At 64.3% G+C, this 12,460-nt stretch carries 9 protein-coding genes; 4 read left to right on the top strand and 5 right to left on the bottom strand.

From position 1 onward, the window contains the following. Positions 1 to 13 precede the first annotated feature (13 nt). Entirely contained in the window at positions 14 to 478 is a 465-nt protein-coding gene (locus tag Sj15T_RS04520) for an Hsp20 family protein (RefSeq protein ID WP_007685769.1), read from the bottom strand. Positions 479 to 1,017: 539 nt separating this feature from the next. Between Sj15T_RS04520 and Sj15T_RS04515 the strand changes: the two genes are divergently transcribed. Both Sj15T_RS04515 and Sj15T_RS04510 read left to right on the top strand, forming a co-directional pair. Then, a complete protein-coding gene (locus Sj15T_RS04515) occupies positions 1,018 to 2,268 on the top strand; it encodes a lipoprotein-releasing ABC transporter permease subunit (RefSeq protein ID WP_041385869.1) in 1,251 nt (416 codons plus the stop codon). Further along, positions 2,261 to 2,950 carry an ABC transporter ATP-binding protein gene (locus Sj15T_RS04510; protein ID WP_013040065.1) on the top strand — a complete coding sequence of 230 codons (690 nt, stop codon included), beginning with the start codon at positions 2,261 to 2,263 and terminating at the stop codon, positions 2,948 to 2,950. Before Sj15T_RS04515 ends, Sj15T_RS04510 begins: the two co-directional genes overlap by 8 nt. Here Sj15T_RS04510 and Sj15T_RS04505 read toward each other — a convergent pair. Further along, positions 2,936 to 4,744, bottom strand: coding sequence for a diguanylate cyclase (locus Sj15T_RS04505; protein ID WP_013040064.1), 1,809 nt, complete (start codon positions 4,742 to 4,744; stop codon positions 2,936 to 2,938). The genes Sj15T_RS04510 and Sj15T_RS04505 overlap by 15 nt on opposite strands. Positions 4,745 to 4,871: 127 nt before the next feature. Here Sj15T_RS04505 and dnaE point away from each other — a divergent pair, with 127 nt between their 5' ends. Further along, positions 4,872 to 8,408, top strand: coding sequence for a DNA polymerase III subunit alpha (dnaE, locus tag Sj15T_RS04500; RefSeq protein WP_013040063.1), 3,537 nt, complete (start codon positions 4,872 to 4,874; stop codon positions 8,406 to 8,408). Positions 8,409 to 8,506: 98 nt separating this feature from the next. Here the strand turns inward: dnaE and Sj15T_RS04495 are convergent, their stop codons facing one another. Beyond that, on the bottom strand, positions 8,507 to 9,574 hold the full coding sequence (locus tag Sj15T_RS04495) for a PA0069 family radical SAM protein (protein ID WP_013040062.1): 1,068 nt from the start codon (positions 9,572 to 9,574) through the stop codon (positions 8,507 to 8,509). 81 nt (positions 9,575 to 9,655) lie between these two features. Here Sj15T_RS04495 and Sj15T_RS04490 point away from each other — a divergent pair, with 81 nt between their 5' ends. Beyond that, positions 9,656 to 10,165, top strand: coding sequence for a YbjN domain-containing protein (locus Sj15T_RS04490; RefSeq protein WP_013040061.1), 510 nt, complete (start codon positions 9,656 to 9,658; stop codon positions 10,163 to 10,165). Positions 10,166 to 10,187: 22 nt separating this feature from the next. Here Sj15T_RS04490 and moaB read toward each other — a convergent pair whose 3' ends face one another. Together moaB and Sj15T_RS04480 are read right to left on the bottom strand one after the other, a co-directional pair. Continuing rightward, entirely contained in the window at positions 10,188 to 10,715 is a 528-nt protein-coding gene (gene moaB, locus Sj15T_RS04485; RefSeq protein ID WP_013040060.1) for a molybdenum cofactor biosynthesis protein B, read from the bottom strand. Then, positions 10,715 to 12,403 (bottom strand): lytic transglycosylase domain-containing protein, encoded by a 1,689-nt coding sequence (locus Sj15T_RS04480; protein ID WP_253720704.1) that lies wholly within the window; start codon positions 12,401 to 12,403, stop codon positions 10,715 to 10,717. Before Sj15T_RS04480 ends, moaB begins: the two co-directional genes overlap by 1 nt. Between the last annotated feature and the right edge of the window lie 57 nt (positions 12,404 to 12,460).

Here is a 12,460-nt window from a genome sequence, read left to right as displayed (position 1 = left end):
CGATGCAAGCGGATCAGGCCGCGTCGCGATCGGCATTGATCTCGACGAGCTGACCGCCGTTGATCGCGATCTTCTTCGGCTTCATCGCCTCCGGAACCTCGCGCACCAGTTCGATCGTCAGCAGGCCGTCAGCTAGATCGGCCTTTTCGACCCGCACGAAATCGGCGAGTTCGAAACGGCGCTCGAAGCTGCGGTTGGCGATGCCGACATGCAGGAAGCGAGAGCGGTCGCCGCCCTGCGATTCTTCCTTGCGCCCGGTGACCTGGAGCAGGTTCTGCTGGGCCGTGATGTCGATCTCGTCCGTGCGGAAGCCCGCGACGGCCAGGGTGACGCGATAGCGATCTTCGGAAATCCGTTCGATGTTGAACGGAGGGTAATTGTCGCCTTGCTGCAACCGCGCATTGTTTTCGATCAGGTCGAACAGACGGTCGAAGCCCACGGTCGAGCGGCGATAGGGGGTAAGGTCAAAACCACGCATTGTCATAATCTCCCAAAGAGCAAAATGAACATGCCGGACCCGAAACAAGGCATCCGGCGGTACCATGTCCAACCCCATCTGGCGGCTGGACGGGTTTGATATGGTTCGATGGAGGAGGGTTTCAAGTGGTCTGCCGACGGGATTTTCGATGTGCGGGGAAGGCCATGCCGAGCCGCGTTCATCCGCTTTGGAACGTCCCGACGGATGATCGACAGACCCTGAAAAGAAAAGTACCCGGGCCGTGCTTCCACGACCCGGGTACTAATGGACGATTGCTCGTCTCCCCCTTGGCCTGCCTCGACCGCTTCTCAGCCCCCTAAGCTCAAAGCGGGATGCAGTATCCCTGAACCACGGCCATTTACCTGTGCTTCGTCGCCTGTGCTATGTATAGAGCAGGCCGCTGTCACGGGCTATTTCCGGGACATGTGATTTTCCCCGCGAGGCTGTGGCTCCGCTGCAACAATCCGGCAATGCTTGCCGTCGGTCGATAGCATGCTAGACGGGCTGCCTGTTCCCATCGAGAGGCCATTCGCGCCGTCATGATTCTGTCCCGATACGAACGCATGATCGCCAGGCGTTACCTGCTGCCCGGCAAGGGGGAGGGATTCATCTTCCTCGTCGCCGGCATCAGCCTGGTCGCCGTGATGCTGGGCGTGGCGGCGCTGATCATCGTGATGAGCGTCATGAACGGCTTTCGCGCCGAACTGTTCGACAAGATCGTGGGCCTGAACGGTCATGCCGTCGTCCAGGGCTATGGCGGCCGCCTGCCCGACTGGAAGGCGGTGTTGAAGGAGGCCAAGGCGACGCCCGGCGTGACCAGCGCCACGCCGCTGATCGAGCAGCCCTTGCTCGGCAGCTTTCAGGGCCGGGTGGAAGCGGTGCTGGTGCGCGGCATGACCGTGAACGACATCCGCAACAATGCGACGCTGAAGGCGAAGGTCGTGGCGGGCAACCTGGGCGCGCTGACGCCCAATGGCGGCAAGGTGGCGATCGGGTCGCGGCTGGCGGAAAATCTGGGCATCCAGTTGGGCGACAGCCTTACCATCATCAATCCGGCGGGCCGCTCTACGCCCTTCGGCACGGTGCCGCGACAGGTTTCCTATCAGGTGGCGGCCATTTTCGAGGTCGGCATCTACGATTATGACAAGGCCTTCGTCGTCATGCCGGTGGAGGACGCCCAGACCCTGCTGCTGCTGGGCGACGTCGTCAGCATGATAGAGGTGGAGACCATCAACGCCGATCAGGTCTCCGCCATATTGGAACCGCTGGCCGGCAAGGTCGCGGGACGCGCGATCGTCACCGACTGGCGGCAGATGAATGCGTCGCTGTTCGAAGCGCTGGCGGTGGAACGGGTGGCCATGTTCGTGGTGCTGTCGATCATCGTGCTGGTGGCGGTGTTCAACATCCTCTCCTCGCTCATCATGCTGGTACGCGCCAAGACGCGCGACATCGCGATCCTGCGGACCATGGGGGCGAGTCGCGCCGGGCTGGTCAAGATCTTCATGACCGTGGGCGTTACGATAGGATCGCTGGGCATGGCGGCGGGCATGGTGCTGGGTTTCACCTTCCTGTTCTTCCGCCAGAGCGTGGTGAACGCGATCCAGTTCCTGACCGGCCAGAATCTCTGGGATCCCTCTATCCGCTTCCTCACCGAATTGCCGGCCAAGCCCGATCCGGTGGAGATCGCCATCATCTGCCTGATGGCGCTGGTCTTCAGCTTCCTGGCGACGCTCTATCCCGCGTTCAAGGCCGCCAATACCGATCCCGTGCAGGTGCTGCGCTATGAATGAGATATTGAAGGTCGCAGGCCTCAGGCGCAGCTTCACCCAGGGCGGCGTCACCATAGAGGTGTTGCGCGGCGTCGACCTGTCGGTGGCTCAGGGCGAGATCGTGGCGCTGCTCGGCCCATCGGGATCGGGAAAATCGACGCTGCTCCAGGCGGTCGGCCTTTTGGAGGGCGGCTTCGACGGATCGATCCGCATCGCGGGCGAGGAAGCGGCGAAGCTCGACAATGACGGGCGGACGCGGCTGCGCAGGGATGCGCTGGGCTTCGTCTATCAGTTCCATCATCTGCTCCCGGACTTCAACGCGGTGGAGAATGTCGTCCTGCCGCAGGTGATCCGCGATGCGGAGATGTCGACGGCCCGTGCCCGCGCCGAATCCCTGCTGGGGTCATTGGGGCTTGGCCATCGGCTGGAACATCGGCCAAGCCAGCTTTCCGGCGGCGAACAGCAGCGCGTTGCCGTGGCGCGGGCGCTGGCCAATCGGCCCGCCCTCGTCCTGGCGGACGAGCCCACCGGCAATCTGGACGAGCGGACCGCCGATGTGGTTCTGGCCGAATTCCTGCGGCTGGTGCGGGAGGAAGGCTCCGCTGCGCTGGTCGCGACGCACAATGAAAGACTGGCTGAGAAGATGGACAGGGTCGTCCGCCTTCACGAAGGGCTGCTGGAGGAAAGTTCAGGCGGGATGTGACGCCGCATCCCGGACCGTCGCAATGACGATCTGGTTGCGCCCCTGATTCTTCGCCCGAAGCAGCGCGGCATCCGCCGTGCGGACCAGGGTTTCCGCCTTGCCATGATCGGGGAAGACGGCCAGGCCGAAGGAGGCGGTGATCGGCCCCAGTTCCTCGCCGCGATGCTCGACGCGCAGTTCCTGCAATTTCTGCTGCACCTGGATGGCGCGGTCGATGGCCTGATCCTGCGCGAAGCCCGGCATCAGCAGCACGAACTCCTCCCCGCCCAGGCGGAAGGCGCAATCCTTTTCCCGCAACGCGTCGTCCAGCACGCCGCCAACAGCGCGCAACACGGCGTCGCCCGCATCATGGCCATGGGTGTCGTTGAACCGCTTGAAATGGTCGATGTCCACCATCAGGCAGGCCAGCGGCGTCAGGGCGCTTTCGGCACGGACCACCAGTTCCTTGAACACCGCGTCGAAGCGGCGCCGGTTGGCCAGGCCGGTCAGCGGATCGGCCATCGCCATCTGCTGCAACGCATCGCGCAGCCGCAGATTGGCGAGCGCAAGGCCGATATTCTCCGCCAGCATCTCCAGATATTTCTCGGTGCGGCCGATCTGGTCGGCGGTCCGGTCCTCAGGCTGTTCGACATAGAGCAGGCCGATGCTCTCCCCCTGCGCCGTCAGCGGTATGCAGATGGTGCGGACCTCCGCGCCTTCGGCCAGATGCTCGCAGGGTATGTCGACCAGATCCCCGGCCGGCTTGTGAATCTGTCCGCGCCGCAACGCCCAGCAGGCGGTCGGCGGAAATTCCTCGCCCGATTGCCGGGGCGACAGCCAGTCGCAGGCCTGCACCATCATGTTGCGGCGCGTGTCGTGGATGTAGAGCCGCCCGGCAAAGCCCGGGGCGATCTCAGGCGCGAAGCGCCGGACGACCTCGACAAGGCCGCCGGTGCTGTCGCATCCCTGCAAGCGCTGGGTCATGCGGGAAAGCTGGTCGCGCGTGATCCGGTCCGCATCGCGTTCCTGCTCCAGCCTCTGCCTTTCCAGGCCGTTTTCCCGGAAGATGCGGATGGCCTGCGCCATGTCGCCGATCTCGTCCACCTGCGGGAAATCCGGCGGCACCACGGCATAATCCTGCGCGGCCAGGCGCGTCACGACATCGCTCAGCCGCACCACCGGGCGCAATATGCGCTGCTTCAGGATGAAGTAGAGCACGCACAGGAACAGCAGGGCGGTCGCGCCCATCATGATTTCCGACATCAGCCGCCACAGCCGGGCCGCTTCGGTTGCCTGGCGAACGGTGTTTTCCGTCCGCTGGTCCAGCATATACTGGAACTTGCCGATCTGGGCCGAAACGCGATCGAGTTCCCGGCCATATTCGTCGCCGAACACTATGGCGCGCGCCGTTTCCCGATCCCCCTTTCCGGCGGCGTCGATGGCGGCTTCCTGTTCGTCGGTCAGCGCATCGGCCCAATGCAGCCCCTGCTGCAACGCCGCGAGTTCGCTGATGCTGGCCCCCCGGTCGCGGAGGTGGGTGATGCGCTGCTCTACCGAGCGGAGCGCCGCCTTTTCCCGGCGATAGGCGATGATATGCGACGGATCGCCCGTGATCACATAGGCGCGCGCCTGTTCGGTCAGCCGATATGCATCTTCCACCAGCGCGGCGGTCATCTGGTCGAACACGGCGCGCTGCTCGACGGCGGCCCGCTCCTTCTCCTCGGCGCCGGAGGCCATCAGCATGACCGCCCCTGAAGCCAGAGTGAGGGCTACGGTGGCGCCATAGGCGTAGTTGGTAATGGTGGACAGTCGCATGATCGCCCAGCCTAGCGCCCAATTATTGGCGATATGTTAACCATCGGCCCGTGCCGGCGCGATTTTACCCACGACTTTCTGCAAGCGGGGGCTGGCGTCGAATCGGCGGCAATGCCTAGATGAGGACATGCCTCATGCCGGTTTCGTCCCCCTTCGCGTCTTTTCATCCTTCACCATGCTGGAAGGGGCGATAGACCCCAAGAAGATCGCGAAGCAGGCCAAGGCCCTGGGCTTTCCCGCCGCGGCCATCACCGACCGCAACGGCCTGTACGGCTCCATGGCCTTTTCCGACGCCTGCAAGGGGGAGGGGGTGCAGCCGATCATCGGCGCGATGGTCGGCGTTTCGCGGCCGGACCGGCCGGCCAATGCGGCGCCCGTGCATGACTGGATCGCCCTCTATGCGCAGGATGCCGCCGGCTACGACAATCTCTGCGCGCTGGTGTCGATGGCGCATCTCGACCGCCCGGTCGAAGAAGTGCCGCATATCAGCCTCGACATGCTGGAGGGGCGGACCGACGGCCTGATCGCCCTGACCGCCGGGGGAGAGGGCGCTCTGGCACGGCTCTTTGCCGAGGATCAGCCGGCAGCGGCGCTTGCCTATGCCAAGCGGCTGGAAGCGTTGTTCCCCGGCCGGCTCTATATCGAAATCTGCCGCCGCTTCGACCCGATCGAAGGGAAGGCGGAACCGGAACTTCTCGACCTGGCCTATGCCCGCGACCTGCCGCTGGTGGCGACCAACCCGACCTGTTTTGCCGAGCCGCATTTTCACGAGGCGCATGACGTGATGCTCTGCATCGCCGACAGCGCCTATGTCGAGACGCCCGACCGGCGGACCAGTTCGCCCGACGCCTGGATGAAGCCGGCGGCGGAAATGAAGCGGCTGTTCGACGATCTGCCCGAAGCGCTCGCCAACACGCTGGTGGTCGCGCAGCGCTGCGCCGTCGCCGCCCCCAAGCGCAAGCCCATCCTGCCCAGCCTGGCCGGCGACATAGAGGGCGAGGCGAAGATGCTGCGCGAGCAGGCGACGGCAGGGCTGGAGGCGCGGCTGGCCAAGGCCGGCATCGCCGACGAGGAAGCGCGCAAGCCCTATTTCGAGCGGCTGAAATTTGAAACCGACATCATCATCCAGATGGGCTTTCCGGGCTATTTCCTGATCGTCGCCGATTTCATCAAATGGGCGAAGGATAAGGATATTCCGGTGGGGCCGGGCCGCGGTTCGGGCGCGGGATCGGTCGTCGCCTGGGCGCTGACCATCACCGATCTCGATCCGCTGCAACTGGGGCTGCTGTTCGAACGCTTCCTGAACCCGGAACGCGTCTCCATGCCGGATTTCGACATCGACTTCTGCGAAACGCGGCGGGGGGAGGTGATCCGCTACGTCCAGCAGAAATATGGCGCGGACCATGTGGCGCAGATCATCACCTTCGGAAAGCTGAAGGCGCGGGCCGTGCTGAAGGACACGGGCCGGGTGCTGCAGATGAGCTATGGCCAGGTCGACCGCCTGGCCAAGCTGGTGCCCAACCATCCGACCGATCCATGGACGCTGGAACGCTCGCTGAACGGCGTCGCGGAGTTCAGGGCGGAATATGACAATGACGCGCAGGTCAAGCGGCTGATCGACTATGCGATGAAGCTGGAGGGCTTTCCGCGCCACAGTTCCACCCATGCGGCGGGCGTAGTGATCGGGGACAGGCCGCTGTCGCAACTGGTGCCGCTCTATCGCGATCCCCGTTCGGACATGCCGGTGACTCAGTTCGACATGAAATATGTCGAGGGCGCGGGACTGGTGAAGTTCGACTTCCTTGGCCTCAAGACATTGTCGGTGTTGCAGAAGGCGGTGCAACTGCTGGCCGGACGGGGCGTGGAGATCGACCTCAATTCGCTCGGCTGGGACGATCCGGCGGTCTACGAACTGCTCCAGCGCGGCGACACGGTCGGCGTGTTCCAGTTGGAATCGGAGGGCATGCGCAAGACGCTGGCCGCCGTGCGTCCAACCAATTTCGGGGACATCATCGCGCTGGTGTCGCTCTACCGGCCGGGTCCGATGGACAATATCCCGATGTTCGGCCGTCGCAAGAACGGGCAGGAAGAGATTGAATATCCTCACATATTGCTGAAACCGATCCTGGAAGAAACCTACGGCATCTTCGTCTATCAGGAACAGGTGATGCAGGCGGCCCAGATATTGGCGGGCTATTCGCTGGGCGACGCCGACCTCCTGCGGCGCGCCATGGGCAAGAAGATCAAGGCGGAGATGGACGCGCAGCGCGCCCGCTTCGTCGAAGGGTGCGCGAAAAGCGACATCGCGGCGGCCAAGGCGAACGAACTGTTCGACTTGATCGACAAGTTCGCGGGCTATGGCTTCAACAAGTCGCACGCCGCCGCCTATGCGCTGCTCGCCTATCAGACCGCCTGGCTGAAGGCGCATTATCCGGCGGAATTCTACGCCGCGTCCATGGCTTTCGACATCCACCTGACCGACAAGCTGACGGTGTTCGTGGACGATATGCGGCGCATGGGGCTGACCTGCCTGGCGCCGGACATCAACCGCAGCCTCGCGGACTTCTCGGTCGAAGCGGTCGATTGCGAAGGCGACGATCCGCGCCTGGGCTTTGCCGTGCGCTATGCGCTGGGCGGGCTGAAAGGCGTGGGCGAGAAGGCGATGGAACAGCTTGTGGCCGAGCGGGAGGCTGGCGGGTCGTTCAAGTCGCTGGACGATTTCGCCGACCGGATCGAACCGCGCCTGCTCAACCGGCGGCAGTTGGAAAGCCTGGCGGCGGCGGGCGCCTTTGACGGCGTGCATCCCGACCGGGCCGGAGTCCATGCGGCCGCGGAAACGATCCTCAGCGTAGCTTCCAGCGCCGCGGAGGCGCGGGAAAGCGGACAGGGCGGCCTGTTCGGCGATGTCGAAACGCCGCATGCCGATGTGCGCGTCCCGCCGCACCAGACCTGGTCGACGGCGGACCGCATGGCGCAGGAAAAGGAGGCTTTCGGCTTCTATTTCTCCGCCCATCCGGTGGATCGCTACCGGCATCTGGCGGAGGCGCGGGGCGCAAAGAGCTATGGCGCGATATGCGCGGAACCCGTGGCGGAAGGCGGCCGGGCCAATGGCGTGATGGCCGCCATGGTCGAGGATGTGCGCTGGCGCGAAACCAGGCGGGGGGCGCGCTATGCCGCCGCCACATTCTCCGACAGCAGCGGTCAGTTTCAGGCGAGCTGCTTCGATGAGGATGCCTGCAGGGCTATCGAGGATATGGCGCGGGAGGGTGATTGCGCGCTGCTGATGGTGGAACTGGACCGGCTGCCGGGCGAGGAAACGCCGCGGGTGACGATTCGGGGGATCGAGCCTTTCCGCCAACTCGCCAACAATTCCCGCATGGAACTGGTGGTCGATGTGAGCGATGCAGCCGCAATCGGAGTGCTGGCGCAGATTCTGGCGAGCGCCAGGGGAGGGCGGAGCGAAGTCTTCCTGCGGGCGCCGGTGGGCGGCGGCAAAGCCGCGCGCTTGTTCCTGGGCGACGATTATCTGATCGGCGCGGATCAGGTCGACAGCATCGCGACGATAGCGGGCCTGCGCATCGGGTCGTTCGAGCGGATGGAAGCCAAAGCGGACGGCTATCGCGCCCGCAACCGGCGTTCCGGCTTGCGGCTGGTGGCGGGCTAAGCCCTCCTCCGGTCGGGGAGCCTGCCATGTCCTCCCCCTTGTTCCTGCGAAGGAAGGAACCCAGTTCCCGCAGCTGGATTTGAAGCAACAGGATGGGCCTAGAACAGGCTCATCTGGTCACCCTCCGGCCTTCGGAACAGATCGGTGCGCAACGTCACTCGTTCGCCGGTGAATCCAGCCCGTTTCCGTGCCTTCTGGAAGCGGGTGCGGATCAGGTCGGCCCACACTCCCTGTCCCCGCATCCGGCTGCCGAAGTCGGGGTCGTTGTCGCGACCGCCCCTTATGTCGCGAATGATCGCCATCACCTTGGCCGCGCGGTCGGGATGATGTTCCTCCAGCCAGGCGCGAAACAGCGGGGCGACTTCATGCGGCAAGCGGACGGGAATATAGCTGGCGTCCAGCGCGCCGGCCGACGCGACGCAGGCGACAATATCCTCTATTTCGTGATCGGTGATGGCGGGGATGATCGGCGATATGCTGGCGACCACGGGTATGCCCGCCTGCGCCAATGCCCGGATCGCCTCCACGCGGCGGAGCGGATGCGGCGCTCGCGGTTCCAGCGTCCGGGCCGTGGCGGGATTCAGCGACGTCACCGAAATCATCACCGCGACCAGCCTTTTCCCTGCCATCAGGGTCAGCAGATCAATGTCCCGCATTATGCGGTGGGACTTGGTCGTGATATAGACTGGATGCCGGCATTCCCATAATATTTCAAGGCATTGCCGCGTGATTTTCCAATCCCGTTCGATCGGTTGATAGGGATCGGTGTTGGTGCCCATCGCGATCGGACTTACCAGATGGGCTTTTCTGGAAAGCTCCTTGCGGAGCAGCGCTGCCGCATCGGGTTTGGCGAACAGCCGGGTTTCGAAATCGAGACCCGGCGACAGGTCGTGATAGGCGTGGGTGGGACGCGCGAAGCAATAGATGCAGCCATGTTCGCATCCCCGATAGGCATTGATCGACTGGCTGAAGGCGATGTCGGGGGAATTGTTGCGGCTGATGATGGTGCGGGGGCGTTCGACGGTCACCTCCGTGCGCCGTCTCGGCGGTGCTCCGTCTATGTTGGCCAAATTATCCAGCCAATCGCCGTCGGCCGTCCGCTCAGGCAGGTTGAAGCGTCGGCTGTCGCCGTTGACCGTAGCGCCTCTGCCTTTCTCCGCCGTCATCCCATAATTAGAACATAGAGAGAACATATTGACAAGACCCTATCCGCCGGTTCATCTGAAACCTGTCGAAAAGGGGGTATCATGCGGAAGATCATCGTCGCGGCGAGCTTGTGGATGGCGGCGCTGGCCACGCCTGGCCTGACCGCCGATAGGGAGGCCTGCGGCGCCGGGTTGGTATGCGCGAGCGATCCGCAGACGGTGGTGAAGGCGCTCCAAGCCGCCGGATACAAGGCGCTGTTGAGCAAGAGCAAGCAAACCGGCAATCCGAAGATCGAAAGCGCCGCGAGCGGCTATGATTATTCGATCTTCTTCTACGAATGCGAACAGACGCTCCATTGCGGCTCGCTGCAATTTCAGGTGAGCTTCGAGGATGACGGCGGCAATACGCCTGAACTGGCCAATAAATGGAACAAGGACAAGAGGTTCGCGCAGATGTCCGTCTGGGACGACGGATCGCTGGCGGTCGCCTATGACGTGACGACGGTGGGCGGGCTCAACCAGAAGAATTTTGCGGATGTGATCGACTGGTGGACGGTCATGCTGGGTGAGGCGAGCAAATTCTTCAAGGAAAATCCCGCGCCGGCCAAATAAGGCCGCAAGGCGTGGCGATGTTTCAGCGCTCGGTCAGGCGCGGCATGAGTTCCACGAAATTGCAGGGCCGGAAGCGATTGTCGAGTTGGCTGACAAGGATGCCGTCCCAAGCGTCCTTCACCGCGCCGGTCGATCCGGGCAGCGCGAAGATATAGGTGCCCCGCGCCACGCAGGCGGTCGCCCGCGACTGGATGGTGGACGTGCCGATGCCTTGGTAGCTGAGCCAGCGGAACAGTTCCCCGAAGCCCGGAATCTCCTTGTCCTGCACCTGCGCCAGCGCTTCGGGCGTGACGTCGCGCCCCGTGACGCCCGTTCCGCCCGTGGTGATGATGCAATCGACCTGCGGATCGTCGATCCAGGCATGCAGGCGCGCAACGATGGCCGATCGTTCGTCCCGCTCGATATGTCGGTCGGCCAGGACATGACCGGCGGCGGCGATGCGATCCGCCAGAATGTCGCCCGAACGGTCGTCGGCGGCCGTGCGGCTGTCCGACACCGTCAGCAATGCGATCTGGACCGGCAGGAAGGGCCGGCTTTCGTCGATCGGCATCAGTCGGAACCGCCCGCGATGCTGGCGGCGATGCTGGCGCTGGCGATCGGTTTCCTGGGCGTCAGGCGCACCAGGCGCGTGCCCTTCGCTCCGGGGAAGGTCGGCCAGAGTCCCTGCGCCATTCCAGCCAGCGATTCCGCGCTGCCCTTTGCCTGGATCTGGTACATCCAATAATTGCGCATCACGATGTTCACATAGGCGCGCGTCTCGTAATAGGGCAGGGATTCGATGAACAGCAGCGGATCGCCATTGTCCTTCACTTCGCTGTTCCAGCGCTCGACCGGCATCGGCCCGGCATTATAGGCGGCCATCACCTTGGGCAGCAGCCCTCCGGTCGCGCCCATGTCGCGCAGATTTTCCAAATAGCGCTGGCCATATTCCATATTGGTGGACGGCACGAACAATTGGTCGGAGGCTGAAAGTCCCATCAGGTTGCCCGTACTGGGCAGCACCTGCATCAACCCCCTGGCGCCCGCGCTGCTCACGACATCCCGACGGAAACCCGATTCCTGGAGCGCATGGGCATAGATCAACGCGGGGTCGACCCGCCATCCGCCGTCCGGCCGCCAATCGGGAGCGGGGAAGCGGGCGAAACTGCCCGGCTGCTTGCCCACGGGACCATTATGGGCGAGCCAGAGCTGCGTTTCCGGCAGGCTGAGCGCACCCGCCAGCCGGATCAGCGCATCATATTGGCCGGTCCCGCCGATCTTCGCCTGATAGCGGAGAATCTGGTCGGCCCGCGCCGTTTCGCCGATGGCGGACAGGGCGATCGCCGCCCGCACATTCGGGCTGTCCTTGAGCTGCTGCCATTCCGCTGCGCCGAAGCGCGGCGCGGAGGGCGCGCCGCCCAGCGGCACGGCCAGCGTTTCGCGCGCCAGCAGGCCATAGAAGCTCTCTTCCGAGCGAGCGGCGGTCTTCAGCAGATTTTCGACCCGTTCCGGCTCTCCGCACACCATATAGGCGCGCGCCGACCAATAGGCGCCGGCGGCCCGCATGTCGCTGTTGCCCGCCAGCGCCGCGACATTGGCGAAAGCGGGGGCGGCGGCGCGGCAGTCATTCTGGCGCCAAGCCGCAAGGCCGGTCGTCCAATGGGCCTGCACCGCCCAATCGCCGCCGCTCCGGCTTTCAAGCGCCTTAGCCGCCATGCGCCGGGCATTGGCGTCGTCGCTCTCGATATAATAGGCCCAGGCGACGCGTTGCCGCACTTCGGTGAGGCCTTCCGGCGTCAGCCCGGCCTCGCCCGTGGCGAGCAAGGCTTCGGCGCCGGCCGGATCGTCATTCTTGATGAACGGCTGGATTTGGCCGACCAGCGCCTGGGCCAGCGCATCGGTCTTCACCGCCGCGACATATTCGCGGCGGGGCGCGCCGCCCAGCCAGACCATCTTCTGCACCTGGGGCAGGACCGGCAGGATCGTGGCGCCGCGCTTCTGCGCCAGCCGGGAAAGCTGATCCGCCTTGTCCAGCCACGGCGCCTTGTCGATGAGGTCGAGCAGATCGAACAGCTCTACCCGGGGCGAATTCCTGGCGAGGTAAAGTTCGGCCAGGGCGACCGGGCGGAAAGCGTCCTGCGCGTCCAGCGCGCCGATCATCGCCTTCGCGTCTATCCATTTCTGATCGCGCAAAGCCGCATATATGGCGCCGTACCGCCCCTTGTCGGCGTCATTCAACCGGAGAGGCGATAAGGACATGTCACTGGAAATCGCGGAAACCGAAACCGCCGTGTCGGCGTTCGCCGGAGAAGCGGC

Source organism: Sphingobium sp. TA15, assembly GCF_037101235.1.
GTDB classification, from domain to species: domain Bacteria; phylum Pseudomonadota; class Alphaproteobacteria; order Sphingomonadales; family Sphingomonadaceae; genus Sphingobium; species Sphingobium indicum.
This window is presented reverse-complemented; position numbering and strand designations above follow the sequence as displayed.